Genomic DNA, 21,193 nt, shown 5'->3' with positions numbered 1-21,193 from the left:
GCCTTGCGCCTCAGGGTGGACGTTCTTCCCAGCGAAGGGGTGGTGTACCCCGATGTGGTCCTGGTGGTGGACGTGATCCGGGCCACCACCACCGCCGCCTGCCTCCTGGAGGCGGGGGCGGAGGCGCTTTACCTGGTGGATAGCCTCGAGGCGGCCCGGGCCTTTAAGGACGAGGACGTGGTCCTGGCGGGGGAGGTGGGGGGCTGAAGCCTCCCGGGTTTGACCTGGGCAACTCCCCCCGGGAAGCCCTGGAAGCCCCCGTGGGGGGCAAGGTGGTGGTCATGAGCACCACCAACGGCACCAAGGCGGCCCACGCCGCCGCCAAGACCGCCAAGCACGTCCTCCTGGCCTCCCTCTACAACGCCCATGCCGCCGCCCGGCTGGCCAAGGAGCTCGCCACGGAGGAGGTGGCCATCCTCTGCGCCGGTAAAGAGGGGCGGGCCGGGCTGGACGACCTTTACACCGCCGGGGTCCTCTCGGAGTACCTGGGCCTTTTGGGAGAGGTGGAGCCCGAGGACGGGGCCCGCATCGCCCTGGCCGTGAAGCGGGCCTACCAGGACCCCTTGGAGGCCCTAAGCCTCTCCGCCGCCGCCTTGGCCCTGAAGGGGGTGGGCCTGGAGGGGGACGTCCCCTTTTGCGCCCAGGTGGCCAAAAGCGCCGCCGTGCCCCTCCTTTCCGGGAGGGTGGGGGAAGCCCTCATCTTCAAGCGGGCCTACTGAAGGCCCTCCTCGGCCAAAAGTTCGTGGAAGCGCCTTATGGCGGCGATGCCCTTTTCCAGGTTGATGAGGTCAAACTTCTCGTTGGGGGCGTGCAGGTTGTCGTCGTTAAGCCCCAGGCCCAAGAGGACGATGGGGGCGCCCAGGGCCTCCTGAAGCTCCGCCACCACGGGGATCGTCCCCCCTTCCCGGGCGTAGACGGGGGGCCTGCCCCAGACCTCCGCCAAGGCCCGGGCCATGAGGCGCATGGGGGGGCTAAAGGGATCGGTGAGGACGGGCTTCCCCCCGTGGAGGCGGCGCACCTCCAGGCGGTACCCGGGGGGAAGGATCTCCTCGAGGTAGGCCTCGGTCCGATCCGCCACCTCCTCGGGGTCTTGGTCCGGCACCAGGCGCATGGAAAGCTTCATCCCCGCCTCCTTGGGGATCACCGTCTTGGAGCCTTCCCCTTGGTAGCCGCCCCACACGCCGTTGGGGTCCAGGGTGGGCCTGGCCCAAAGCCGCTCCAAAGGGGTGTAGCCCTCCTCCCCCGGGAGGACCTCCACCCCGAGCTCCCCCTTCAGGGCCTCCTCGTCCAAGGAGGGCCAAAGGCGCTTTTCCTCCTCGGACACGGGCCGCACCTTCTCGTAGAAGCCCGGGATCTGCACCTTCCCCGTCCCTTCGTCCTTGAGGCGGGCGAGGAGCCAACCCAGGGCCTGGATGGGGTTGGGCGCCACCCCGCCGAAGGCCCCGGAGTGCAGGTCCCGCCGGGCCCCCTTTAGGCGCACCTCCAGGTAGCAAAGCCCCCTCAGGCCATAGGTGAGGGTGGGGGTTTCGGGGGCGAACATGGCCCCGTCGGAAACCAGCACCACGTCCGCCCGGAGCTTTTCCCGGTTCTGCCGCACGAAGGGGAGGAGGTGGGGGCTTCCGATCTCCTCCTCCCCCTCCACCAGGAACTTGACGTTGGTCCGGGCGGTGAGGCCCTCCAGGGCGGCCACGTGGGCCCAAAGCTGCCCCTTGTCGTCGGATGCGCCCCGGGCGTAGATCCGGCCATCCCGCACCACCGGGGAAAAGGGCGGGGTTTCCCAAAGCTCCAGGGGGTCCTCCGGCTGGACATCGTAGTGGCCGTAGACCAAGACGGTGGGGGCCTCCTCGTCCACCACCCGCTCGGCGTAGAGGATGGGATGGAGGGGGGTTTCGTGGAGCTCGGCGGCAAAGCCTAGGGCCTGAAGGCGCTCCTTAAGCCAAAAGGCAGCCCGCCGCACCTCCTCCTTGCGGGCGGGGTCGGTGGATACCGAAGGGATGGAAAGGAACTCCAGTAGGGGGTCAAGGGTCTTCACGCCCCCATGCTACCCTCTTCCGCCAAGGCCTTGCCCTCCTCCAGGAGGAGAAGCCGAAGCCGCGCCACCTCGGCTTCAAAGCGGGCTTGGAGGGCCTCCAGCTCGGCCCTGAGCCGCATGATCTCCTCCACCCCCGCCAAATTCACCCCAAGCTCCTGCGTCAAGCGGCGGATCTCCCTTAGCTTCTCAATGTCCCGCTCCGAGTAAAGCCGCGTCTTACCCCCAGACCGCTTCGGCTTGATGAGCCCCTTCCGCTCATAAAGCCTCAGGGTCTGCGGGTGCATCTCCACCAACTCCGCCGCCACGCTGATCACGTACACGGGGCGGTCCTTGTCCGTGACCCTGTCCATGGCCTTAAGCTCCCCCTGCTAAACCACTCTAACCCTTTTCATTATACGCCCCCTGAAAACCCCAGGCGCAAGGAGGCGCCCTGGGCCGCCGCCCTCACCCGGGGGGCGAGGCGGCGGGCAGCCTCCAGGGAAAGCCGGCTGGCCGGGGCGGAAAGGGAAATGGCCGCCACCACCTCCCCCGTGGGGCCGAAGACGGGGGCGGCCACGCACCGTACCCCCAGTTCCTTCTCCTCGTTGTCCAGGGCATAGCCCTGGGCCCGCACCTCCTTGAGCTCCAAGAGGAGCTCCTCGAGGCGGGTTTTGGTGTGGGGGGTGAAGGGGGTGAGGCGTAGGCCCTCCGGCACCCCCCTGTAGGCCAAAAACACCTTCCCCACCCCGGTGGCGTGGAGGGGAGCCCGGCTCCCCGGGGCGGTGAAAAGGCGCACGAGCTGCCTTCCCTCCACCTGGTCCAGGTAGAGGGCCTCCCCGTCCATGGGCACCGCCAGGTTCACGCTCTCCCCCGTTTCCGCCGCCAAGGCCTCCATCTCGGGGCGCGCCGCCGAGAGGAGGCCGGGCCTGGGGTAGGCCTGGCCCACGGCGAAGGCCTTGGGCCCCACCCGGTACACGCCCCCCTCCTCCACGGCGAAGCCTCGGCGCACCAGGGTCTGGAGAAGGCGGTAAAGGGTGCTTTTGGATAGCCCCGTGGCCTCGGCCAGGGCGGAAAGCCCCGCCTCCCTGGCCTCCGCCAAGGCCTCCAGTACAAGAAGCCCCTTCTCTAGGGTTTTGACCTCGCTCGCGCCCTTTTCCCTCGGTCTCGGCATGGCGCCTTAGGGTAGCACGGCCTCGCCAGTTTTTCAAGATACGAAAAAACATTCCGTCTATTGACAAACCCGCCCCGGTCCCCGTAAGCTCAGGCCACCATGAAGGGCGTGGAGATCACCAAGGACCATCCCCTCCTGGGGGAAGTGCTCACGGAAGAGGCCTTGCGGTTCGTGGTGGCCCTGCACCGGGAGTTCAACCCGGTGCGCAAGGCGCTCCTTTCCCGCCGGCACGAGCTTTGGGAGCGGTACAAGGCCGGGGAGAAGCCCGACTTCCTTCAGGAAACCGCCTTCGTCCGGGGCGGGGACTGGCGGGTGGCCGAGGCCCCCCCGGACCTTCTGGACCGCCGGGTGGAGATCACCGGCCCCGTGGACCGCAAGATGATCATCAACGCCCTGAACTCCGGGGCCAAGGTCTTCATGGCGGACTTTGAGGACGCCCTTTCCCCCACCTGGGACAACGTGATCCGGGGGCAGAAGAACCTTTACGACGCCGTGCGCCGCCAGATTGACTTCGTCTCCCCCGAGGGCAAGGAGTACCGGCTTAAGGAGAAGACCGCCACCTTGGTGGTGCGCCCCCGGGGCTGGCACCTGGTGGAAAAGCACGTGCGGGTGGACGGGGAGCCCATCTCGGCGAGCCTCTTTGACTTCGGGCTCTACTTCTTCCACAACGCCCACGAGCTCCTAAGGCGGGGAAGCGGGCCCTACTTCTACCTGCCCAAGATGGAAAGCCACCTCGAGGCCCGCATCTGGAACGAGGTCTTCAACTTCGCCCAGGACTACCTGAAGATCCCCCGGGGCACCATCCGGGCCACGGTGCTCATAGAGACCATCCTGGCGGCCTTTGAGATGGAGGAGATCCTTTACGAGCTGAAGGAGCACGCCGCCGGGCTCAACGCCGGGCGCTGGGACTACATCTTCAGCTGCATCAAGAAGTTCGCCACCACCGCCCCCATCTTCCCCGACCGGGCCCAGGTGACCATGACCGTGCCCTTCATGAAGGCCTACACCGAGCTCCTGGTGAGGTCCTGCCACATCCACGAGGCCCACGCCATCGGCGGCATGGCCGCCTTCATCCCAAGCCGCAAGGACCCCGAGGTGAACGAGCGGGCCTTCCAGCAGGTGCGGGCGGACAAGGAGCGGGAGGCCTCCCAGGGCTTTGACGGCACCTGGGTGGCCCACCCCGACCTGGTGCCCGTGGCCCAAGAGGTCTTTGACCGCCACCTGGGGGACAAACCCCACCAGAAGCACGTGAAGCGCCTGGACGTCCAGGTGCGGGCGGAGGACCTCCTCAACTTTGAGGTCCCCGGGGGGAAGGTGACGGAGGCGGGGCTTAGGAACAACATCTCCGTGGCCCTGCAGTACCTGAACCAGTGGCTCCTCGGCAACGGGGCCGCCGCCATCTTCAACCTCATGGAGGACGCCGCCACCGCCGAGATTAGCCGGGCGCAGCTTTGGCAGTGGGTCCACCGGGAGGCCAAGCTGGAAGACGGCCGCGCCGTGACCCCCGAGCTCTACCGGAAGGTGAAGGAGGAGGAGCTCGCCAAGCTCGGGGGGCGGGAAAAAGAGCGCTACAAGGAGGCGGAAGAAATCCTGGACAAGCTGGTCCTCTCCGAGGAGTTCATAGAGTTCCTCACCCTGGTGGCCTACGAGTACCTTGACTAACGGCCAAAGGGCCAAGGGGAGGGCGGGCGGGACTTCCCCCCGCCTTCTGCCCTAAAGTGGGAGGAAAGGAGGAAGGCCGTGGGCTTTCTGGAAGAACTCAAGGCCCTTTTGCCCGGCAGGGTCCTCACCCATGAGGCGGCCCTCGCCCCCTACGAGTCCGACGCCCTCACCGCCTACCGCAAGCGCCCCTTGGCGGTGGTCCTGCCCGAGGGCAAGGAGGAGGTGGTGGCGGTGGTGCGGCTTTGCCACCGCCACGGCGTCCCCTTCGTGGCCCGGGGAAGCGGCACGAGCCTCAGCGGGGGATCCTTGCCCGTGGAGGGGGGGATCGTCCTCGCCCTAAACCGCATGAACCGCATCCTGCGCCTGGACCCCAAGGCCCGGATCGCCGTGGTGGAGCCCGGGGTGGTGAACCTGGAGGTTTCCCGCCAGGCGGCCCCCTTCGGCCTCTACTACGCCCCAGACCCCAGCAGCCAACCCGTCTCCACCATCGGCGGCAACGTGGCCTTCAACTCCGGGGGGGCCCACTGCCTGAAGTACGGGATGACGGCGAACCACGTCCTGGGCCTCGAGGTGGTGACCCCGGAGGGGGAGGTGGTGCGCCTCGGGGGGGAAAGCCTAGAGGGGGTGGGACCCGACCTCCACGGCTTCTTCGTGGGCACGGAGGGGCTTTTGGGGGTGGCGGTGGAGATCACCTTAAGGCTCCTTCCCAAGCCCGAGGCCTACCACACCCTCCTCGCCGCTTACAGGAGCCTAGAGGAGGCGGGGAACGCCGTGAGCCTGGTGATCCGGCGGGGGCTTCTGCCCGGGGCCATGGAGATCATGGACCGCCTGGCCATAGAGGCGGCGGAAAAGGCGGTGAGGGCGGGCTACCCGGAGGCGGAGGCCCTCCTCATCGTGGAGCTGGAAGGCCCCAAGGAGGAGGTGGCGGAGGAGGCCCAGGTCTTGGAGGAGGTGATCCGGGAAAGCGGGGCCTACGCCGTGCGGGTGGCGGGGAGCGAGGCGGAGCGCCAGGCCATCTGGAAGGGGCGCAAGGCGGCCTTCAGCGCCGTGGGCCGGCTTTCCCCCGACTACCTTGTCCAGGACGGGGTGGTGCCGCGAAGCCGACTGGGAGAGGCCCTGAGGGAGATCCAAAGGCTCTCCCAGGCCCACGGGCTCAGGGTGGCCAACGTCTTCCACGCCGGGGACGGGAACCTACATCCCTTGGTCCTCTACGACGGCAAGAAGCCCGAGGAGCTGGAAAGGGCGGAGGCCCTGGCTGGGGAGATCCTCAGGCTCTGCGTGCGCCTTGGGGGCTCCCTCACGGGGGAGCACGGCATCGGGGTGGAGAAGAAGGCCTACATGCCGGAGATGTTCGCCCCGGAGGACCTCCTGGCCATGGAACGGGTGAAGCGGGCCCTAGACCCCAAGGGCCTCGCCAACCGGGGCAAGGTCCTCCCGGAGGTGGTCCATGGAGGTTAGGGCGAGCACCCTGGGGGAGGTGGTGGAGGCGGTGCGGGCCTACCCCCGCTTGAGGCCCAAAGGCGGGGGGACCAAGCCCGCCCTCTCCGCCCCCCGGGAGGGGGAGGTGGGCCTGAACCTTTCGGGGCTTTCCGGCATCCTGGAGTACACCCCGGAGGAGTTCGTCTTCACCGCCTGGGCCGGGACCCCCATCGCCGAGGTGGAGGAGGCCCTAAGGGCCCACGGGCAGTACCTTCCCTTCCACCCGCCCCTGAAGGGGAAGGGGGCCACCCTGGGGGGCACGGTGGCGGCGGGGCTTTCCGGGCCCTTGCGCCACCGCTATGGGGGCCTTAGGGACTTCCTCCTGGGGGTGCGCTTCGTGGACGGGGAGGGAAGGGTGGTGCGGGGTGGGGGCAAGGTGGTGAAAAACGCCGCCGGCTTCCCCTTCCACCGCCTCATGGTGGGCTCCTTGGGGGCTTTTGGCGTCATGGTGGAGCTCTCCTTCAAGGTCTTCCCCTACCCTAGGGCCACGAGGACCCTCCGGGCGAAGATGCCAAGCCTAAACGAGGCCCTTTCCGCCCTGGAAAGGCTACGCCTCCTCCCCCTGGACCTCTTGGCCCTGGACCTCGTCCCCCCCGCCACCCTGGAGCTCCGCCTGGGGGGGTTTCCCAAAAGCCTAAAGGCCCGTCTTGAAGGCCTAAAAGCCCTCCTGGCCCAGGGGGGGGCCCAAACGGAGGTCCTGGAGGAGGACGGGGCCCACTGGGAGGAGGTGCGGGACCTCCGCTTTTTGGAGGGAAGCCCCATCTGGGTGAAGGTGCCGGCCAAGCCCCAGGAGGTGGCGCGGCTGGAGGGGCTTCCCCTGGGGCCCCGGCGCTACCTGGACGGCGGAGAGGTCCTCTACGCCGGCACGGGCCCCGAAGGGCTAGAGGCCCTAAGGCGCGCGGGGCTTCCCCACCTGGTCCTCAAAGGGGCGGAAGACCCCCTTTACCCACCGCCCCCTGAAGCCTTCTTCACCAAGCTGAAACGGGCCCTGGACCCACGGGGCTGCTTTCCCTTAGGGTGAGAGCATGCAGCACCGCATTCCCGTGGAAGCCTTGGGCCAGGAAGGGGAGGTGATGGCCCACGCCATTGAGGCCTGCGTCCACTGCGGCTTCTGCCTCCCCACCTGCCCCACCTACGTGGTCCTCCAGGAGGAGATGGACTCCCCCCGGGGGCGGATCTTCCTCATGAAGGAGGTCCTGGAAGGGGCCCTGCCCCTGGAGGAGGCCCTTCCCTACCTGGACCGGTGCCTGGCCTGCCAGGCCTGCGTCACCGCCTGCCCGAGCGGGGTGCCCTACGGCGAGCTCATCGCCACCTTCCGCCTCCACACGGAGGAGAAGCGCCACCGCTACCCCCTGGAAAGGGTCTACCGCCTGGCCCTCCTCCGCACCCTTCCCCACCCAGAGCGCTTCCGGCCCCTGGCGGAACTCGCCACCCGGCTCAAGCCCCTCTTAAAGCCCCTTCCCCTCCCCAAGCCCCTCAAGGCGCCCTTGGACCTCCTCCCCGAGCGCCTTCCCACGGAAGCCCCCTACCTAGAGATCTACCCCGCCAAGGGGGAAAGGAAGGCCCGGGTGGGGCTCCTTTTGGGGTGCGCCCAAAGGGTGCTCAGGCCCTCCATCAACCAGGCCACCATAAGGGTTCTCCAGGAAAACGGGGTTGAGGTGGTGGTGGCCCGGGAGCAGGCCTGCTGTGGGGCCTTAAACCTACACGCTGGGGACAAGGAGGGGGCAAGGGCCCTGGCCCGAAAGAACCTAAAGGCCTTCCAAGATGTGGACTACGTGGTCAGCAACGCCGCCGGCTGCGGCTCGGGGATGAAGGAGTACCCCCTCCTCTTCCTGGGGGAGCCCGAGGAGGAGGCGGCCCGGGCCTTGGCGGCCAAGGTAAAGGACCTCACCGTCCTCCTGGACGAGCTCGGCTTCACCCCGCCCCCACCCCCCAGAACCCCCCTCAGGGTGGTCTACCACGACGCCTGCCACCTGGCCCACGCCCAAGGGGTGCGGGAGGCCCCCAGGAGGCTCTTAAGGGCAGCGGGCCTCGAGGTCCTGGAGCCCAAGGAGTGGGAGCTCTGTTGCGGGTCCGCCGGCACCTACAACCTCTTCCAACCGGAAATCGCCGAGGCCCTGGGCCGGCGCAAGGCGGAAAACCTTAAGGCCACGGAGCCCCACCTGGTGGTCACGGGCAACATCGGCTGCCTCACCCAGATCAGCGCCTACCTCCAAGGCATCCCCGCGCTCCACACGGCGGAGCTCCTCGCCCTCCTCTACGAGGGGAAGGACCCCTTAAGCGGGGAGAAGCAGGGGACCAGGCTTTGACAAGTGGGCGCGGGATGGAAGCCCTCCTGAAGGAAGCCTTCCACCAGGCCCTGAAGGCCACGGACCCCTACCGCCTCACCCTAAGGGCCCTTCCCCCCTTCCGGCCCGACCTGGTCCTCGCCGTGGGCAAAGCGGCGGCCCCCATGCTCCGGGCGGCCCTGGACCGGTATGGGGAGGTCCCCTACCACCTCACCCTGCCCCAGGGGCAAGACCCCTTGGGCCTGAAGGCGGTCTTCGCCCGCCACCCCGTGCCCGATGGGGAAAGCGTCCGGGCGGCGGAAGAGGTCCTGAGCCTCCTGAAGGCCCTATCCCCCAAGGCCAAGGTCCTCGCCCTCCTCTCGGGGGGCGGGAGCGCCCTTTGGTGCGCTCCTTTAGGGATAAGCCTCCCGGAAAAGCAGGCCCTCACCCAGGCCCTCCTGCGAAGCGGGGCGAGCATCCAGGAGATCAACGCCGTGCGCAAGCACCTCTCCCGCATCAAGGGGGGCCGGGCCCTCCTCGCCACAAAGGCCAAGGTCCACGCCCTCCTCCTCTCCGACGTCCCGGGGGACGACCCCAGCGTCATCGCCTCCGGGCCCTTCCACCCCGATCCCACCACCTACGCCGAGGCCCTGGCTGTCCTGGACCGCTACGGTCTCGCCTTCCCCGAAGCCCGGGAAGTGCTGGAGGCGGGGGCCAAGGGAAGGCTTCCGGAAACCCTCAAGCCCCAAGACCCCGCGCTAAGGCGCCTCACCTGGCGCCTGGTGGGGGCGAACCTCCACCTCCTCCGGGCGGCCCAGGCCTTCCTGCGGCGGGAGGGGCACCGGGCTGTGGTCCTCTCCGACCGCTTCGGGGGGGAGGCCCGGGCCCTGGCCCGCTTCCACGCCGAGCTTGCGGAAACCATCCGGAGCCACGGGGTGCCCTTTCGCAAGCCCCTCTTCCTCCTTTCGGGGGGCGAGGCCCAGGTGCGGGTGATGGGAAAGGGCAAGGGGGGGCGGAACCTGGAGTTCCTCCTCGCCCTCTACGTCCACCTGGAGCGCCCCCTCTACGCCCTGGCCGCGGACTCGGACGGCCTGGACGGGAATAGCGGGGCGGCGGGGGCCCTCCTCACCCCTGAGGTCTGGGAAAAGGGCCTGGACCCCAGGCCCTTCCTGGAGGAGAACGATGGCCTGGGCTTTTTCCATCAAGTGGGCACCCTCTTGGTCACCGGCCCCACGGGCACGAACCTGAACGATTTCCGCCTTCTCCTGGTAGACTGAAGGGGTTGACGAGCCTCTACGTCCACGTCCCCTTCTGCCCCACCCTCTGCCCCTACTGCGACTTCCACGTGGTGCGCCGGGGGCCCGGGTGGGTGGAGGCCTACCTGAAGCGCCTAAGGGAGGAAGCCGCCCTCCTCCACGCCCGCTACCCCCATCCCCTCAAGACCCTCTACCTGGGCGGGGGCACCCCGAGCTACCTGCGGGACCGGGAGCTGGTGGCCCTCTTCCAGGCCCTCCCCTGGCCCCTGGCGGAAGGGGCGGAGGTGACCCTCGAGGCCAACCCCGGCACCCTGAACCCCGCCCGCCTTCGGCTCCTAAAGGAGCTTGGGGTGAACCGCCTCTCCTTAGGGGTGCAGAGCTTCCAGGAGGCGGTCCTCCGCTTTCTCGGGCGGGCCCACGGCCGCAAGGGTGCCCTAAGGGCGGTGGAGATGGCCCTAGAAGCGGGCTTTCGCGTCTCCCTAGACCTCATCCTGGGCCTGCCCATGCAGGAGGTGGAAAAAGACTTAAAGGAGGCAGCCTCCTTAGGCGTGGGGCACGTGTCCGCCTACACCTTGCAGGTGGAGGAGGGAACCCCCTTCGCCCTTCTCGGCCTAAAGGAGGACCCCGAGCGGGAGGCCTGGGCCATGGAGCGGGCCGAGGCCATCCTTGGGGAAGCGGGCCTAGAGCGCTACGAGGTCTCCAACTTCGCCCGCAAGGGGGAAGAGGCCCAGCACAACCTGGTCTACTGGCGGGCCGGCTTGTGGCTCGCCCTGGGGCCCGCCGCCACGGGGCAGTACCCGGGGGAGGGCCCGGCTTACGCCCTGCGGCGCACCAACCCCCCCCTCCCCCGCTGGCTCGCCGGGGAAGCCCCCAAGGAGGAGGCCATCTCCCCCCTGGAGCACGCCAAGGAAAGCCTCATGCTGGGCCTAAGGCTGAAGGAGGGGGTGGACCTGGCCGAGGTGGAGGCGCGAAGCGGCCTTTCCCTCTTCCCCCTCCTCAGGGGAAAAGCCCAGGAGCTGGCCGAAGCGGGGCTCCTCCAGCTGGAGGGCACGCGGCTCCGCCCCACCCCAAAGACCTTTTCCCTCCTCCATCCGGTCATCCTCGCCCTCTGGGAAGCCCTTGAAGACCACGCAGGGGCGGGCTAAACTTTGACCAAGTCTAAGGAGGTGGCCCATGGACCTAAAGGCCTTGGCGGAACAGGTGGCCCAAGCCCAGCCCTTCACCCAGCACCTGGGGGCGGAGGTGGTGCGGGTGGAGGTGGGGATGGTGGAGTTCGCCCTGAAGGTGCGGCCCGAGTTCTACCAGCACCTCGGGGTGGTCCACGGCGGGGTCATCAGCGCCCTCTTGGATAACGCCCTCACCTTCGCCGGCGGGCTTGCCCTGGGCCCCCAGGTCCTCACCGTGGAGTTCAAGGTGAACTTCCTCCGCCCCGCCAAGGGGGGAAGGCTTCGGGCCGTGGGCCGGGTGGTCCATGCCGGCAAGCGCCTCGCCGTGGTGCAAGGGGAGGCCTACAGCGAGGAGCCTGAGCCACAGCTCATCGCCCTGGCCCAGGGGACCATCAGCCAGGTCTAGGCCAGGGCCAGGGCTTCCCGGGCCCGGTCCGCCAGGGCGAAGAAGCGCTCCTTGGTGAGGGGGATCTTCCCCGTCACCAGGCCCTTGCCGGGCTCGTAGTGGGCGTGGAGGTGGATGTGGGCCCGGGGCAGGCGAAGGCCGATGCGCTTGAGCTTGGCGTGCCGGGGGGAAACGTCGGCCAAGAGGAAGGGCTCCCCCAAGGCGTCGGAGAGGGAGGCCGTCATGATGGTGGTAGGAAGGTCATAGGGCCTTTCCATGCGGTAGATGAAATCGGGAAAGTCCGCCTCCTTTTCAAAGCGAACCCCCTTTTCCTCGGCGTACTCCCGCATCCAGGAAAGGAGCTCCACCCAAGCCTGGTATAGCTCGCGTTCGTGAGCGGCGCTCATGGCCCGAGTATACCCCGAAGCCCTCCGCAAGCGCCCAAGGGAAAACCCCCGGGTTGCCCCAGGGGTTTGGCCTGGTGGGCGCGAGTGGACTTGAACCACCGACCCCTACCGTGTCAAGGTAGTGCTCTGGCCACCTGAGCTACGCGCCCGCGCTTTTGGAGGCGCCGGCCGGATTCGAACCGGCGAATGGAGGTTTTGCAGACCTCTGCCTTACCACTTGGCTACGGCGCCAAGCCGTAAGGTAGCTTAGCACGAGGCCAGGAGGAGTGTCAAGAAAGCCCATAACCAAGGGAAAGGTGTTATGATGCCAGGCAATGAGCGAGGTCTTCGTGCGCCTCAAGCGGGGGCGGTGGCCCTTCTCCAAGGGGCTATTGGTGGAGGCGCTCCTGCCCTTGGGAGTGCCCCTCGAGGCCGCCCAGGCCCTGGCCCACACGGTGGAGGAGCGGCTCAAGGCGGAAGGCTATAAAGAGGTGACCCCCCGTCGCCTCCGCCAGGTGTTTTTGGAGGAAGTGGCCAAGGTCCTGGGCCAGGAGGCGGCGGAGACCCTGGCCCGCAAGACCCTCCCCTTTGAGGAGATCCTGGTCCTGGCGGGCCATCGGCGCCGCCCCTTCTCTAAGGGGCTTCTGGCGCGAAGCCTGGAGGAGGCGGGGCTTTCCCTCAAGGAAGCCCACGAGCTTGCCAAAAGGGTGGAAGAACGCCTGCGGGATGAGGGCATTAAGCAGATCTCCGCCCGCCGCCTGGAGGAGGTGGTGGCGCAGGAGGTGGGCCGGATCAAGGGCCAGGCGGCCAAACGGCGCTACCTGGAGCGGCGGGCCTTCGCCGGGGAGCTTTTTGTAGAGGAAGAGGGCGGTGAACCCCGCATGCCCTTTTCCAAGGGCATCCTGGCCCAGTCCCTCATGGGCATCGGCCTTTCCCCCGAGCAAGCCTACCGCCTGGCCCGGGAGATTGAAGGAACGCTTAGGCGGGCGGGCATCCAGGTCATCCGGCGCCCGGAGCTCCGGGAACGGGTCTACCAAGCCTTGCTCAAGGAAGCGGGGGAGGAGGTGGCCCGGCGTTACCTCCTCCTAAGGCACCTACGCCGGAGCGCCCGCCCGGTGCACATCCTTATTGGGGGGGTGACGGGGGTGGGCAAAAGCGTCCTGGCCTCGGCCTTGGCCTACCGCCTGGGCATCACCCACATCGTCCCCTCGGACGCCGTGCGGGAGGTCTTCCGCGCCTCCTTGTCCAAAGACCTCCTCCCCACCCTGCACCTTTCCACCTTTGAGGCCTGGAAGGCCCTCATGCCCGAGCTTTCCCAGGAAAGCCACGAGGCCAGGGTCCTGAGGGGCTTCCTGGACCAGGTGGCCCGGGTGGCGGTGGGCCTTAGGGCCATCCAGGAAAGGAGCGCCTTGGAGGGCACCTCCATCGTCTTGGAAGGGGTGCACGTGGTGCCACGCTACCTGGAACATCCCTACCAGGACCGGGTCCTCACCGTGCCCATGCTGGTCTATTTGCAGGACGAAAAGCTCCACCAAGACCGCTTCCACCTGCGGGACAAGGAAACGGGCCACGCTCGGCCCAAGGGCAAGTACTTGGCCCACTTCGCCGAGATCCGCCTCATCCAAGACCACCTCCTCCGCTGGGCCCAGGAGGAGGGCGTCCCCACCATCCCCGGGGAGGACCTGGACGAGGCGGTGGAAAAGGCCTTTGAGGTGCTGGTGGCCTACCTCGAGGCCCGGGGCCAAGCGGAGGTGGGCCGTGCTTGAGGCTTTGGCCTTCGCCGTGCTCCTGGCCCTGGCCTTCCGCCTGGAAAGGCGCCTGCCCCTTTGGGTTTTGGGAATCTGGCTAAACCTGCTCTTCTTCGTCTACCAAAACGAGCTGGGCTCGGGCTGGCTTGCCTACCTCCGGGGCCTTGGGGCGGGGCTCTTCCTGGCGGCGGGCTACGGGAGGCCGGACCTGGCCTGGGCCCTCACCCCCTGGCCCCTCCTCCTCTACCTGCGGCTGGATGTGCGGGAGTTCCTCCTCTACCTCCCCACCTTGGGGGAGGGGATGCTCCTGGGAAGCCTCCTTTACCTAGCGGGCTTCCGCAAGCGGTAAAGGAGGTAAGGAAGCCCCACCCCCAAAAGCCCCCCCAGGAGGAAAGGCCAAGGGTGGCCAAAGAGGAGCTGGAGGAGGAAAAGCACCCCGTAAAGCCCCAGGAAGAAGGGCACGGGGAAGGGCTTTTCCCCGTACGCCACCCCCATGGTGCCCACGAAGAGGCCCACGGCCAGGGCCATCCCCTCCTGGTTCGGGCGCAGGAGGAGAAAGTAGACGTAAAGGGCCACGCCCAAAAGGGCCAAGGACTGGGAGAGGCGGGTGGGGTTCATTCCCGGACGAGGCGGCGGACCAAAAGCTGGGAGAGGGCCAGGGCCACCCCACCCCAGGCCACCTGCGGCTCCCGCCCCAAAAAGCCCATCACCGCCGAGAACACCCCCGCCGCCAGGAAGTAGGGCACGTACTTGGGGTTCACGGTGAGGCCCAGGATGAAGGCCACCAAAAACCCCGCCACCCCCGGGGGCAGGCTCGCCCCCAGGGCCAGGAAGAGGAGCATGAGGGCGATGGTGATGGCCCCCGCCAGGTAGTAGGCCCCGGGGAAGGGCTCCGGCACCTTTTTGCGCGCGCGCTTGGCCTCCGGCATACCCGAAGCCTACCAAAGGCCCGCGGCTTTCGCCACCGCCTCGAGGCGGGCGGGCACCGGGGGGTCAAGCCGGGCCACCCGCTCCGCGGTGGCGGGGTCCTTGAGGCCGTGGCCGGTGAGGGTGAGGACCACGGTGCTTCCCGGCTCTAGGCGGCCTTCCCGAAGGAGCTTCCACACCCCGGCCATGGCCGCGGCGCTGGCCGGCTCGCAGAATAGGCCCTCCTCCTCCGCCAGGTAGCGGTAGGCGGCCAGGATCTCCTCGTCCGTCACCGCCTCTATGACCCCTCCCGACTCCTCCTTGGCCCGCACCGCCCCCTGCCAGCTCGCCGGGTTGCCGATGCGGATGGCGGTGGCCAGGGTCTCGGGCTTCTCCACCGGCCGGCCCAGGACCAAGGGGGCCGCCCCCGCCGCCTGGAAGCCCAGCATCTTGGGAAGCTTTTTGGCCTTGCCCAGGGCGCGGTATTCCTTATACCCCTGCCAGTGGGCGGTGATGTTCCCAGCGTTGCCCACGGGAAGGGCGTGGTAGTGGGGGGCATCCCCAAGCTCGTCCACCACCTCAAAGGCCAGGGTCTTCTGGCCCTCCAGCCGGAAGGGGTTCACGGAGTTCACCAGGGCCACGGGGTAGCGCTCCGTGAGCTCCCGGGTGAGGCGGAGGGCCGCGTCAAAGTTGCCCTCCACCTGGACGATGCGGGCCCCGTGGACCAGGCTCTGGGCCACCTTGCCCAAGGCCACGTACCCCGCGGGCAGGACCACGATGGCCTTAATCCCCGCCCGGGCGGCGTAGGCGGCGGCCGAGGCGGCGGTGTTCCCGGTGCTGGCGCAGGCGATGGCCTCCGCCCCCGCCTCCACCGCCTTGGCCACCGCCAGGGTCATGCCCCGGTCCTTGAAGCTTCCCGTGGGGTTTAGGCCCTCGTACTTGGCGAAAAGCTGGATGCCCCGCTCCCGGGCCTCCTTGGGGCCCTTGAGGGGAACTAGGGGGGTGGAGCCCTCCAGGAGGCTGATCACCGGCGTCTTCTCCGAGACGGGCAGGTGGGCCCGGTAGCGCTCAATGAGGGGAAGGCGCATGGGGATATGCTCCCAGGGAGGAGGCTACCGGGTCAAGACCTCGGGAAAGGGGCTCCCCTCCGCCAAGGGCGGCTTGGCCCGGGGGGCGGGCAGGTGCCCCGGGGCCCCGGAAAGGAGGCGGAGGAGGTCGGCGAAGAGCCCGCTGGCCGTGGCCCCGCCCCCCGCCCCGGGGCCGGTGACAAAGACCTCCCCCAGGGGCCGGGTCTTCACCCAAAGGGCGTTCCCCCGGGCTTGGGCTAAGGGGTGGTCCAGGGGAAGGAGGCTTGGGGCCACCCTTGCCCGCCACCTTCCCCCTTCCCCGTAGAGGCTTGCCAGGAGGCGCACCCGCTTGCCCTGGGCCGCCGCCTCCTGGAGGAGCCCAGGGGTGAGGCGGGCGATGCCCCGGGCCTCCACCGCCCCAAAGGGGAAGGCGGGGTCCACCAGGAGGCGGGCCAGGAGGGTGAGCTTGTGGGCGGCGTCTATTCCCTCCACGTCCAAGGTGGGGTCGGCCTCGGCGTAGCCCAGGCGCTGGGCCTCGGCCAGGGCCTCGGCGTAGGTGCGCCCCTTTTCCATCTCCTGGAGGATGTAAAGGGTGGTGCCGTTCAGGATGCCGTGGAGCTCCAGGACCTCGCTTCCCCTAAGGGTTTCCACAAAGGAGAGGGCGGGGGTGCCCGCCATGACGCTGGCCTCGTGGTAGATGAGGCCCTCCTCGGCGAAGGGGCGGAGGGCCTCCCAGGCCTCCGCCAGGAGGGCCTTGTTGGCGGTGATGAGGGGAACGCCCGCCTCCAGGGCGGGGAGGAGGAGCTTTAGGGGCGCCTCCACCCCCCCGAGGGCCTCCACCACCACGTCGGCTTCCAAAAGGTCAAAGGGCTCCACCCGGAGGAGTTCTTCCGGGATGGCCCTCGGCTTCTTGGGGTGCCGCACCAAGACCCCCAGGAAGCGGGGAGCGAAGCCCAAGGCGGCCAGCTCCTCCCGCCGCTCCTGGACCAAGGCGTAAAAGGCGCTTCCCACGGTGCCGCCCCCAAGGAGGGCGAGGTTGAGCCGTTCCATGGAAGGGATTATAGGCTAAGGGGGTGGAGGCCAAGGCCCTTCTGGAGGAGGCGGCCCGGGCGCGGGGCCTGGGGGTGGCCTGGGCTCCCCTTTCGCCTTCGGAAGCGGCCAAGGCCCGCTTCCAGGCCTGGCTGGAAGGGGGCCGGCACGGGGGGATGGCCTACTTGGAACGGCGGGTGGAGGAGCGCTTTGACCCCCGGCGCCGCTTTCCCGAGGCCCGAAGCGCCCTCCTCCTCTTCGCCCCCTACGCCTACCCTGACCCCGGGAAGCCCCCAGGGGGCCTCCGGGTGGGCCGGGTGGCCCGCTATGCCTGGACGCGGGACTACCACCTCGCTTTGGGGGAGGAGCTTGGGCGCCTCGAGGCGGTGGCGGAGGACCTTGGGGTGTGGGCCAAGGGGTACGTGGACCACGGGCCCCTTTCCGAGCGCACCTTAGCCGCCTGCTCGGGGGCGGGCTGGATCGGCAGAAGCGGCTACTTCCTCTCCCAGGCCTTTGGGGTCCACGCCTTCTTGGCCGTCCTCCTCACCTCCTTGGAGGTGGAGCCCCCGCCCCTCCACCCCAACCGCTGCGGCCGCTGCGCCCGCTGCCTTCCCGCCTGCCCCACGGGGGCCCTCCTGGGGGACGGCACCCTGGACGCCCGGCTTTGCGTGAGCTACCTGACCATTGAGCACAAGGGCTTCATTCCCCCCTCCCTCTGGCCCGGGATCGGGGACTGGCTCTTCGGCTGCGACCTCTGCGGGGAGGCCTGCCCCTGGGAGCGGTTCGGAAGGGCGTGGCCCGGCTTCCGCCCGGAGCCCGAGCTGGCCCACCCGGACCTTTGGGACTTCTTCCGCCTCTCCCACCGGGCCTTCCAAAGGAAGTACGCCGGAACCGCCTTCCTGCGGGCGGGAAGGCCCCGGCTGGCCCGCAACGCCCTCATCGTCCTCTCCAACCTGGGCCTGGGGGAAGACCTCATGGCGGAGGCGGCGCTGGACCCAAGCCCCCTGGTGCGCCGCACCGCCCTCCACGCCCTCTTCCGGGCGGGAAGGCCCATAGAGGGCTTCTTCAAAGACCCCGACCCCGAGGTGCGGCGGGACGCCCAAGCCCTAGTGGAAGCGCCCGGTGCGGTAGACCTTTTCCAGGGCGGGGGGCAGGCCCCAGGCCCGGAGGTCAAAGAGGACGGGGCCCAGGTCGTAGGGGACCTTGAGGAAGCGGGCCTCGAGGGTGTCCGTGTCCAGGAGGAGGGCGTCGGCCCCGGATTCCCCAGAGAGGCTTAGCCCCACGCTCCCGGGGTCCGCCACGAGCCCCGCCCCCACCCGCCGGGCGAGGGGCAGGTGGCGCCCGCCCAAAAGGAGGACCTTGGCGCTAAAGCGCTCCAGGAGGGCTAAGAACTCCCGGGCCGGGCCCAGGAGGTCCAGGTGCTCCTCCGGGCGGCCCGGCTTGCCGTGGAAGGCCACGAGGCGGGTCGCCCCATAGGTCCTCCGGTGGGAAAGGCGCAGGGAGCGGAGGTAGGCGAGCTCCCTTTCCCCCAGCTGGCTTCGCGTCCAGGCCAAGGTAGCTTTGCCCAGGCCCTCGGGAACGGCGCCATCCACGGGATAGGCCACCCTTAGGTCCCAGGCCCCGGCGATGGCGGGAAACCCCTCCTGCATGAGGCGGCGCACCACCTGCCTTGGATGGGGCCCGTAGCCCACCATGTCCCCCAGGACCAAAACCTCGTCCACCCCCTCGGCCCTTAGGGCCTCCAGGGCGGCCTCGAGGGCGGGCAGGTTGGCGTGGATATCGGAAAGAACCCCGAGGCGCATGGGACCATTCTGCCATAGCCCCGCCTGGTCAATCTCACAAACGAACCTTATGGTGGAAGGGTGCGCCCCTTCCTCCTGGGCCTTGCCCTCGCCCTTACCCTCCCCCCCTTCCCCTTGGGCTTTCTGGCCCCCTTGCCCTTAGCCTTCCTGCTCCGGGGGGGCTTCCGGGAAGGCTTCCTGGCCGGGGTGGGGTTCTGGGGTCTCCACCTCCTCTGGCTTCCCCAAAGCTTCGCCAGCCTCTTCGGCCCCCTGGGGGCGCTTCCCTTTTTGCCCCTGGTCCTGGTGAAGGCCCTTTCCTTCGGCCTCCTCTTCGCCCTCACCCCCTCGCCCCTCATGCGGGTGGGGGGGTGGGTGGTGCTGGAGTGGCTCACGGAGCAAGGGGAGCTGGCCTTCCCCTGGGGGTTTTTGGGCTACGCCCTGGTGGAAGCCCCGGGCCGGGTCCTGGCGAGCCTGGGCGGGGTCTATTTCCTCTCCCTCCTGGTCCTCCTCGCCGCCTACGGGCTTGCCCGGAGGCACCTATGGGCCCTCCTCCCCTGGGCCCTCCTTTGGTTTTTGCCCTTGCCCAAGGTGGCGGGGACGCAAAAAGCCCTCCTGGTCCAGGGCAACCTCAACCCCTTGTGGGATCCTCAAGGGGAGTTGGACGAAAGCGTTTACCTCCGCCTCACGGGAGAAGGCCTCGCCCAAAAGGGGGCGGACCTCATCGTCTGGCCGGAAACCGCGGTGTGGCGCATCCCTCCTTCCGTGGACGCCCTCCTCCAAGGCCGCCCCCTCCTCACCGGGCTCAACCTCTTCGGCCCCAACCGGGCGGTGCTCTACCAAGGGGGAGGGATCCTGGCCCACTACGACAAGACCCGGCTGGTCCCCTTCGGGGAGCGGTTCCCCTTCCGGGAAGTTCTGGGTGGGGCCTACGGCTTCTTCTTCCGCGCCTTCGGCCTGGGGGAGCTGGCCGACCGCACCCCCGGGAAGCGGGTGGCCCCCTTGGGGCCTTATGGGGTCTTCATCTGCTACGAGTCCGCCTTCCCCTCCGTGGCCCTGGCCCTCGCCCGGGAGGGGGCTAAGGTCCTCGTTCTCCTCACCAACGACGCCTGGTACGGCCCCTCCTTCGGCGGCAGGCAGCACTTCGCCATGGGAAGGCTTAGGGCGGTGGAAACGGGCCTTTGGCTCCTAAGGGCGGGGAACGACGGCGTCACCGCCAGCGTGGACCCCTTCGGCCGGGTGGTGGCGGCCATCCCCCCGCACCAGGAGGGCTTCCTCCTCGCCCCTTACGCCCTTAAGGAGGGCAAAACCCCTTACGTACGCCTTGGGGATTGGGCGGTGGCCCTGGCGTTGACCATTTTCCTCCTTGGCCTTATCCTTAGGGTGCGTCTGCCGGGGTGGCGGAACAGGTAGACGCGGCAGACTCAAAATCTGTTGCCCGATGAGGGCGTGCGGGTTCGAGTCCCGCCCCCGGCACCAAAGGCCCCCCCAAGGGGCCTTTAGTCCTTTTCCCACAAGGCCAACACCCAATCCGCCTCCAGGTGGAGGCGGGGCGGGCTTCCCAAAGCCCGGCGGAAGAGGTCCTCCAGGGCCTCCGGGGAGAGGCGCCGGGCCAAGGGGGGGCCCACCGCCTCCTCCCGGTGGGGCCACTCCAGCACCGCCACCCGCCGGGCCACCCTCGCCGCCTCCCTTAGGGCGGGAAGGGGGTCTAGGTGGTGGAGGGAGAGGCCGAAGAAGGCCAGGTCAAAGCTCCCCTCGGGAAAGGGAAGGCTTTCCGCCCTTCCCTCCACGAACCGCGCCCCCTTCACCTTGGCCCGGGCCACCTCCAGGCGGTCCGCCCGCGGGTCCAGGCCCACGGCGAAAAGCCCAAGCCGGGCGAAGGCCTCGGCGAAGACCCCGGTGCCGGTGCCGATGTCCAGGGCGCTTTTGGCCTCCATGCCCTCCAGGGCCTTTTGGGCGATGGCCAAAGGGGGAAAGCGGCGAAGCCGCTCCTCCTGGCGGAAGGGGTCCCGGGCCTCGCAGGCGTTGGTGAGGAGGGCCCACAAGACCACAGCCCCCTCCTCCGCCGCCCTCCGGAAGGCCTCCCGCAGGGCCGCGAAAACCTTGTCCTCCTCCCCGGAAAGCTCCGTATGGGTGGGGAAGACCCGGTGGTCCACCCCGCTTCCCTCTAAGGCCTGCAGGGCCTTCTCCACCGCGCGGTAGTCCCCCTGGAGAAGGGGGTAGAGGGCAAAGAGGGCCTTCACCGCCACCTCCCCAAGTATAGGGCAGGGCGGTTCCCTGCCCGCCGCCCTGCCCGGTCCGCCTCCGCGTAAGGGGGTTCGGCCTCCGGGGCCAGGTGGACCACCCCCCCTTCCGCCTCGGGGGGGCCCAGGAGGGCCAACAGGTCCTCCCGGGCGAGGAAGCGGGCGTGGGTCCAGGGGCGGACCCCCCTTTCCCCCAGGCGGCGGTAGAAGGCAGCCCAAGGGGAGAGGGCCTCGAGGATCCCCACCACCAGGGCCCCGCCCCGCCTCAGGACCCGCCTGGCCTCGGCCAGGGCCCGCTCTACGTCCACCACGAACTCCAGGGTGGTGAAGAGGAGGACCACGTCAAAGGCCCCGTCGGGAAAGGGCAAGGCCTCCCCATGGGCGGCCACCCACTCCACCCCGGCGGTCCGCCGCATCCCCACCCGGCGCATGGCCGCCGAGGGCTCCACCCCCACCTTCCTGGGGTAGGGAAGGCGCCTGAGCCAGTAGCCCGTCCCCGCCCCCACCTCCAGGAGACTTTCCCCAGGGGGAAGAAAGGCCCATAGCGCCCGCTCCTCCTCGGCAATGGCGTAGGCCCCCAAAGGGGTCTCGTACCAAGCCTCGTAGGCCTCCGCCAAGCCCTGGAAGGGATCCTCCACG

General features: G+C 68.9%; 20 protein-coding genes, 3 tRNA genes and 3 pseudogenes. 13 read left to right on the top strand and 13 right to left on the bottom strand.

The genetic code is table 11. The annotated features are described in order from the left end of the window. The first annotated feature begins 3 nt into the window (after positions 1-3). Positions 4-719, top strand: a pseudogene (locus QT17_RS08115) (2-phosphosulfolactate phosphatase). Here the strand turns inward: QT17_RS08115 and QT17_RS08110 are convergent. From QT17_RS08110 to QT17_RS08100, 3 genes and pseudogenes are all read right to left on the bottom strand, one after another. Next, positions 713-2,032, bottom strand: a complete 1,320-nt coding sequence (locus tag QT17_RS08110) for a dipeptidase (protein WP_039458837.1) — start codon at positions 2,030-2,032, stop codon at positions 713-715. The pseudogene QT17_RS08115 and the gene QT17_RS08110 overlap by 7 nt on opposite strands. Then, positions 2,029-2,364, bottom strand: a pseudogene (locus QT17_RS08105) (heat shock protein transcriptional repressor HspR); the annotation flags it as partial. The pseudogene QT17_RS08105 and the gene QT17_RS08110, both read right to left, overlap by 4 nt. A 59-nt stretch (positions 2,365-2,423) precedes the next feature. After that, on the bottom strand, positions 2,424-3,182 hold the full coding sequence (locus QT17_RS08100) for an IclR family transcriptional regulator (RefSeq protein WP_039458830.1): 759 nt from the start codon (positions 3,180-3,182) through the stop codon (positions 2,424-2,426). Positions 3,183-3,281: 99 nt separating this feature from the next. Between QT17_RS08100 and aceB the strand changes: the two genes are divergently transcribed. The 7 genes from aceB (at position 3,282) to QT17_RS08065 (ending at position 11,418) form a co-directional block, all read left to right on the top strand. Further along, positions 3,282-4,844, top strand: a complete 1,563-nt coding sequence (gene aceB / locus QT17_RS08095; protein ID WP_039458827.1) for a malate synthase A — start codon at positions 3,282-3,284, stop codon at positions 4,842-4,844. Between the two features lie 78 nt (positions 4,845-4,922). Then, positions 4,923-6,302 carry an FAD-linked oxidase C-terminal domain-containing protein gene (locus tag QT17_RS08090; protein ID WP_039458824.1) on the top strand — a complete coding sequence of 460 codons (1,380 nt, stop codon included), beginning with the start codon at positions 4,923-4,925 and terminating at the stop codon, positions 6,300-6,302. Continuing rightward, positions 6,292-7,344: an FAD-binding protein gene (locus QT17_RS08085; RefSeq protein ID WP_039458821.1), complete on the top strand. Its 1,053-nt coding sequence runs from the start codon at positions 6,292-6,294 to the stop codon at positions 7,342-7,344. The genes QT17_RS08090 and QT17_RS08085 overlap by 11 nt, the downstream gene beginning before the upstream one ends. A 4-nt stretch (positions 7,345-7,348) precedes the next feature. Beyond that, positions 7,349-8,632, top strand: coding sequence for a glycolate oxidase subunit GlcF (glcF, locus tag QT17_RS08080; RefSeq protein WP_039458820.1), 1,284 nt, complete (start codon positions 7,349-7,351; stop codon positions 8,630-8,632). Positions 8,633-8,646: 14 nt separating this feature from the next. Further along, positions 8,647-9,867 carry a glycerate kinase gene (locus QT17_RS08075; RefSeq protein WP_039458817.1) on the top strand — a complete coding sequence of 407 codons (1,221 nt, stop codon included), beginning with the start codon at positions 8,647-8,649 and terminating at the stop codon, positions 9,865-9,867. A gap of 5 nt (positions 9,868-9,872) precedes the next feature. Continuing rightward, a complete protein-coding gene (gene hemW / locus QT17_RS08070) occupies positions 9,873-10,991 on the top strand; it encodes a radical SAM family heme chaperone HemW (RefSeq protein ID WP_039458816.1) in 1,119 nt (372 codons plus the stop codon). A gap of 28 nt (positions 10,992-11,019) precedes the next feature. After that, the gene (locus QT17_RS08065; RefSeq protein WP_039458814.1) at positions 11,020-11,418 is read left to right on the top strand and encodes a PaaI family thioesterase; all 399 of its coding nucleotides are present in this window, start codon (positions 11,020-11,022) and stop codon (positions 11,416-11,418) included. Here QT17_RS08065 and QT17_RS08060 read toward each other — a convergent pair. From QT17_RS08060 to QT17_RS08050, 3 genes are all read right to left on the bottom strand, one after another. Then, complete coding sequence (locus tag QT17_RS08060; RefSeq protein ID WP_039458813.1) at positions 11,415-11,804, bottom strand: NADH-quinone oxidoreductase subunit 15; 390 nt, start codon at positions 11,802-11,804, stop codon at positions 11,415-11,417. The genes QT17_RS08065 and QT17_RS08060 overlap by 4 nt on opposite strands. Before the next feature lie 72 nt (positions 11,805-11,876). Beyond that, a tRNA-Val gene (locus tag QT17_RS08055) sits at positions 11,877-11,953 on the bottom strand. Between the two features lie 7 nt (positions 11,954-11,960). Beyond that, a tRNA-Cys gene (locus QT17_RS08050) sits at positions 11,961-12,035 on the bottom strand. A gap of 83 nt (positions 12,036-12,118) precedes the next feature. Between QT17_RS08050 and QT17_RS08045 the strand changes: the two genes are divergently transcribed. Continuing rightward, positions 12,119-13,549 carry an ATP cone domain-containing protein gene (locus QT17_RS08045; RefSeq protein ID WP_039458812.1) on the top strand — a complete coding sequence of 477 codons (1,431 nt, stop codon included), beginning with the start codon at positions 12,119-12,121 and terminating at the stop codon, positions 13,547-13,549. Continuing rightward, entirely contained in the window at positions 13,542-13,880 is a 339-nt protein-coding gene (locus QT17_RS08040; RefSeq protein WP_039458810.1) for a hypothetical protein, read from the top strand. The genes QT17_RS08045 and QT17_RS08040 overlap by 8 nt, the downstream gene beginning before the upstream one ends. Here QT17_RS08040 and QT17_RS08035 read toward each other — a convergent pair. From QT17_RS08035 to QT17_RS08020, 4 genes are read right to left on the bottom strand one after another with little or no spacing between them, the layout of a single operon-like run. Next, entirely contained in the window at positions 13,853-14,149 is a 297-nt protein-coding gene (locus tag QT17_RS08035) for a hypothetical protein (protein ID WP_039458809.1), read from the bottom strand. The two genes, QT17_RS08040 and QT17_RS08035, sit on opposite strands and share 28 nt — an antisense overlap. After that, positions 14,146-14,460: a hypothetical protein gene (locus QT17_RS08030; RefSeq protein WP_039458808.1), complete on the bottom strand. Its 315-nt coding sequence runs from the start codon at positions 14,458-14,460 to the stop codon at positions 14,146-14,148. The genes QT17_RS08035 and QT17_RS08030 overlap by 4 nt, the downstream gene beginning before the upstream one ends. A 9-nt stretch (positions 14,461-14,469) precedes the next feature. Continuing rightward, positions 14,470-15,525 carry a threonine synthase gene (gene thrC / locus QT17_RS08025; protein WP_039458806.1) on the bottom strand — a complete coding sequence of 352 codons (1,056 nt, stop codon included), beginning with the start codon at positions 15,523-15,525 and terminating at the stop codon, positions 14,470-14,472. Positions 15,526-15,549: 24 nt separating this feature from the next. After that, entirely contained in the window at positions 15,550-16,554 is a 1,005-nt protein-coding gene (locus QT17_RS08020) for a homoserine dehydrogenase (RefSeq protein ID WP_039458805.1), read from the bottom strand. Between the two features lie 23 nt (positions 16,555-16,577). Here QT17_RS08020 and queG point away from each other — a divergent pair, with 23 nt between their 5' ends. Further along, positions 16,578-17,810: a tRNA epoxyqueuosine(34) reductase QueG gene (gene queG, locus QT17_RS08015; RefSeq protein WP_039458803.1), complete on the top strand. Its 1,233-nt coding sequence runs from the start codon at positions 16,578-16,580 to the stop codon at positions 17,808-17,810. A gap of 9 nt (positions 17,811-17,819) precedes the next feature. Here queG and QT17_RS14430 read toward each other — a convergent pair. Further along, a pseudogene (locus QT17_RS14430) lies at positions 17,820-18,335 on the bottom strand (metallophosphoesterase); the annotation flags it as partial. Positions 18,336-18,395: 60 nt separating this feature from the next. Between QT17_RS14430 and lnt the strand changes: the two are divergent. Beyond that, positions 18,396-19,724 (top strand): apolipoprotein N-acyltransferase, encoded by a 1,329-nt coding sequence (lnt, locus tag QT17_RS13340; RefSeq protein ID WP_081995795.1) that lies wholly within the window; start codon positions 18,396-18,398, stop codon positions 19,722-19,724. Then, positions 19,703-19,790 (top strand) — tRNA-Leu (locus QT17_RS07995). Before lnt ends, QT17_RS07995 begins: the two co-directional genes overlap by 22 nt. A 20-nt stretch (positions 19,791-19,810) precedes the next feature. On the opposite strand, the gene QT17_RS07990 is transcribed toward QT17_RS07995, so the two are convergent. Then, positions 19,811-20,560, bottom strand: coding sequence for a YkoF family thiamine/hydroxymethylpyrimidine-binding protein (locus tag QT17_RS07990; protein WP_039458792.1), 750 nt, complete (start codon positions 20,558-20,560; stop codon positions 19,811-19,813). Continuing rightward, positions 20,551-21,192 (bottom strand): class I SAM-dependent methyltransferase, encoded by a 642-nt coding sequence (locus tag QT17_RS07985; protein ID WP_039458790.1) that lies wholly within the window; start codon positions 21,190-21,192, stop codon positions 20,551-20,553. The genes QT17_RS07990 and QT17_RS07985 overlap by 10 nt, the downstream gene beginning before the upstream one ends. Position 21,193 lies beyond the last annotated feature (1 nt).

Origin of the sequence: Thermus sp. 2.9, assembly GCF_000794385.1 — a bacterium.
Lineage (GTDB): Bacteria > Deinococcota > Deinococci > Deinococcales > Thermaceae > Thermus > Thermus thalpophilus.
This window is presented reverse-complemented; position numbering and strand designations above follow the sequence as displayed.

What these genes read in the sequence shown, in the direction of transcription:
- QT17_RS08065 (WP_039458814.1), top strand. Translation starts at nt 11,020, where the DNA reads ATGGACCTAAAGGCCTTGGCGGAACAGGTGGCCCAAGCCCAGCCCTTC.
- QT17_RS08030 (WP_039458808.1), bottom strand. Translation starts at nt 14,460, where the DNA reads ATGCCGGAGGCCAAGCGCGCGCGCAAAAAGGTGCCGGAGCCCTTCCCC.
- glcF (WP_039458820.1), top strand. Translation starts at nt 7,349, where the DNA reads ATGCAGCACCGCATTCCCGTGGAAGCCTTGGGCCAGGAAGGGGAGGTG.
- aceB (WP_039458827.1), top strand. Translation starts at nt 3,282, where the DNA reads ATGAAGGGCGTGGAGATCACCAAGGACCATCCCCTCCTGGGGGAAGTG.
- QT17_RS08020 (WP_039458805.1), bottom strand. Translation starts at nt 16,554, where the DNA reads ATGGAACGGCTCAACCTCGCCCTCCTTGGGGGCGGCACCGTGGGAAGC.
- QT17_RS08100 (WP_039458830.1), bottom strand. Translation starts at nt 3,182, where the DNA reads ATGCCGAGACCGAGGGAAAAGGGCGCGAGCGAGGTCAAAACCCTAGAG.
- QT17_RS08075 (WP_039458817.1), top strand. Translation starts at nt 8,647, where the DNA reads ATGGAAGCCCTCCTGAAGGAAGCCTTCCACCAGGCCCTGAAGGCCACG.
- thrC (WP_039458806.1), bottom strand. Translation starts at nt 15,525, where the DNA reads ATGCGCCTTCCCCTCATTGAGCGCTACCGGGCCCACCTGCCCGTCTCG.
- QT17_RS08060 (WP_039458813.1), bottom strand. Translation starts at nt 11,804, where the DNA reads ATGAGCGCCGCTCACGAACGCGAGCTATACCAGGCTTGGGTGGAGCTC.
- QT17_RS08045 (WP_039458812.1), top strand. Translation starts at nt 12,119, where the DNA reads ATGAGCGAGGTCTTCGTGCGCCTCAAGCGGGGGCGGTGGCCCTTCTCC.
- QT17_RS08035 (WP_039458809.1), bottom strand. Translation starts at nt 14,149, where the DNA reads ATGAACCCCACCCGCCTCTCCCAGTCCTTGGCCCTTTTGGGCGTGGCC.
- QT17_RS08085 (WP_039458821.1), top strand. Translation starts at nt 6,292, where the DNA reads ATGGAGGTTAGGGCGAGCACCCTGGGGGAGGTGGTGGAGGCGGTGCGG.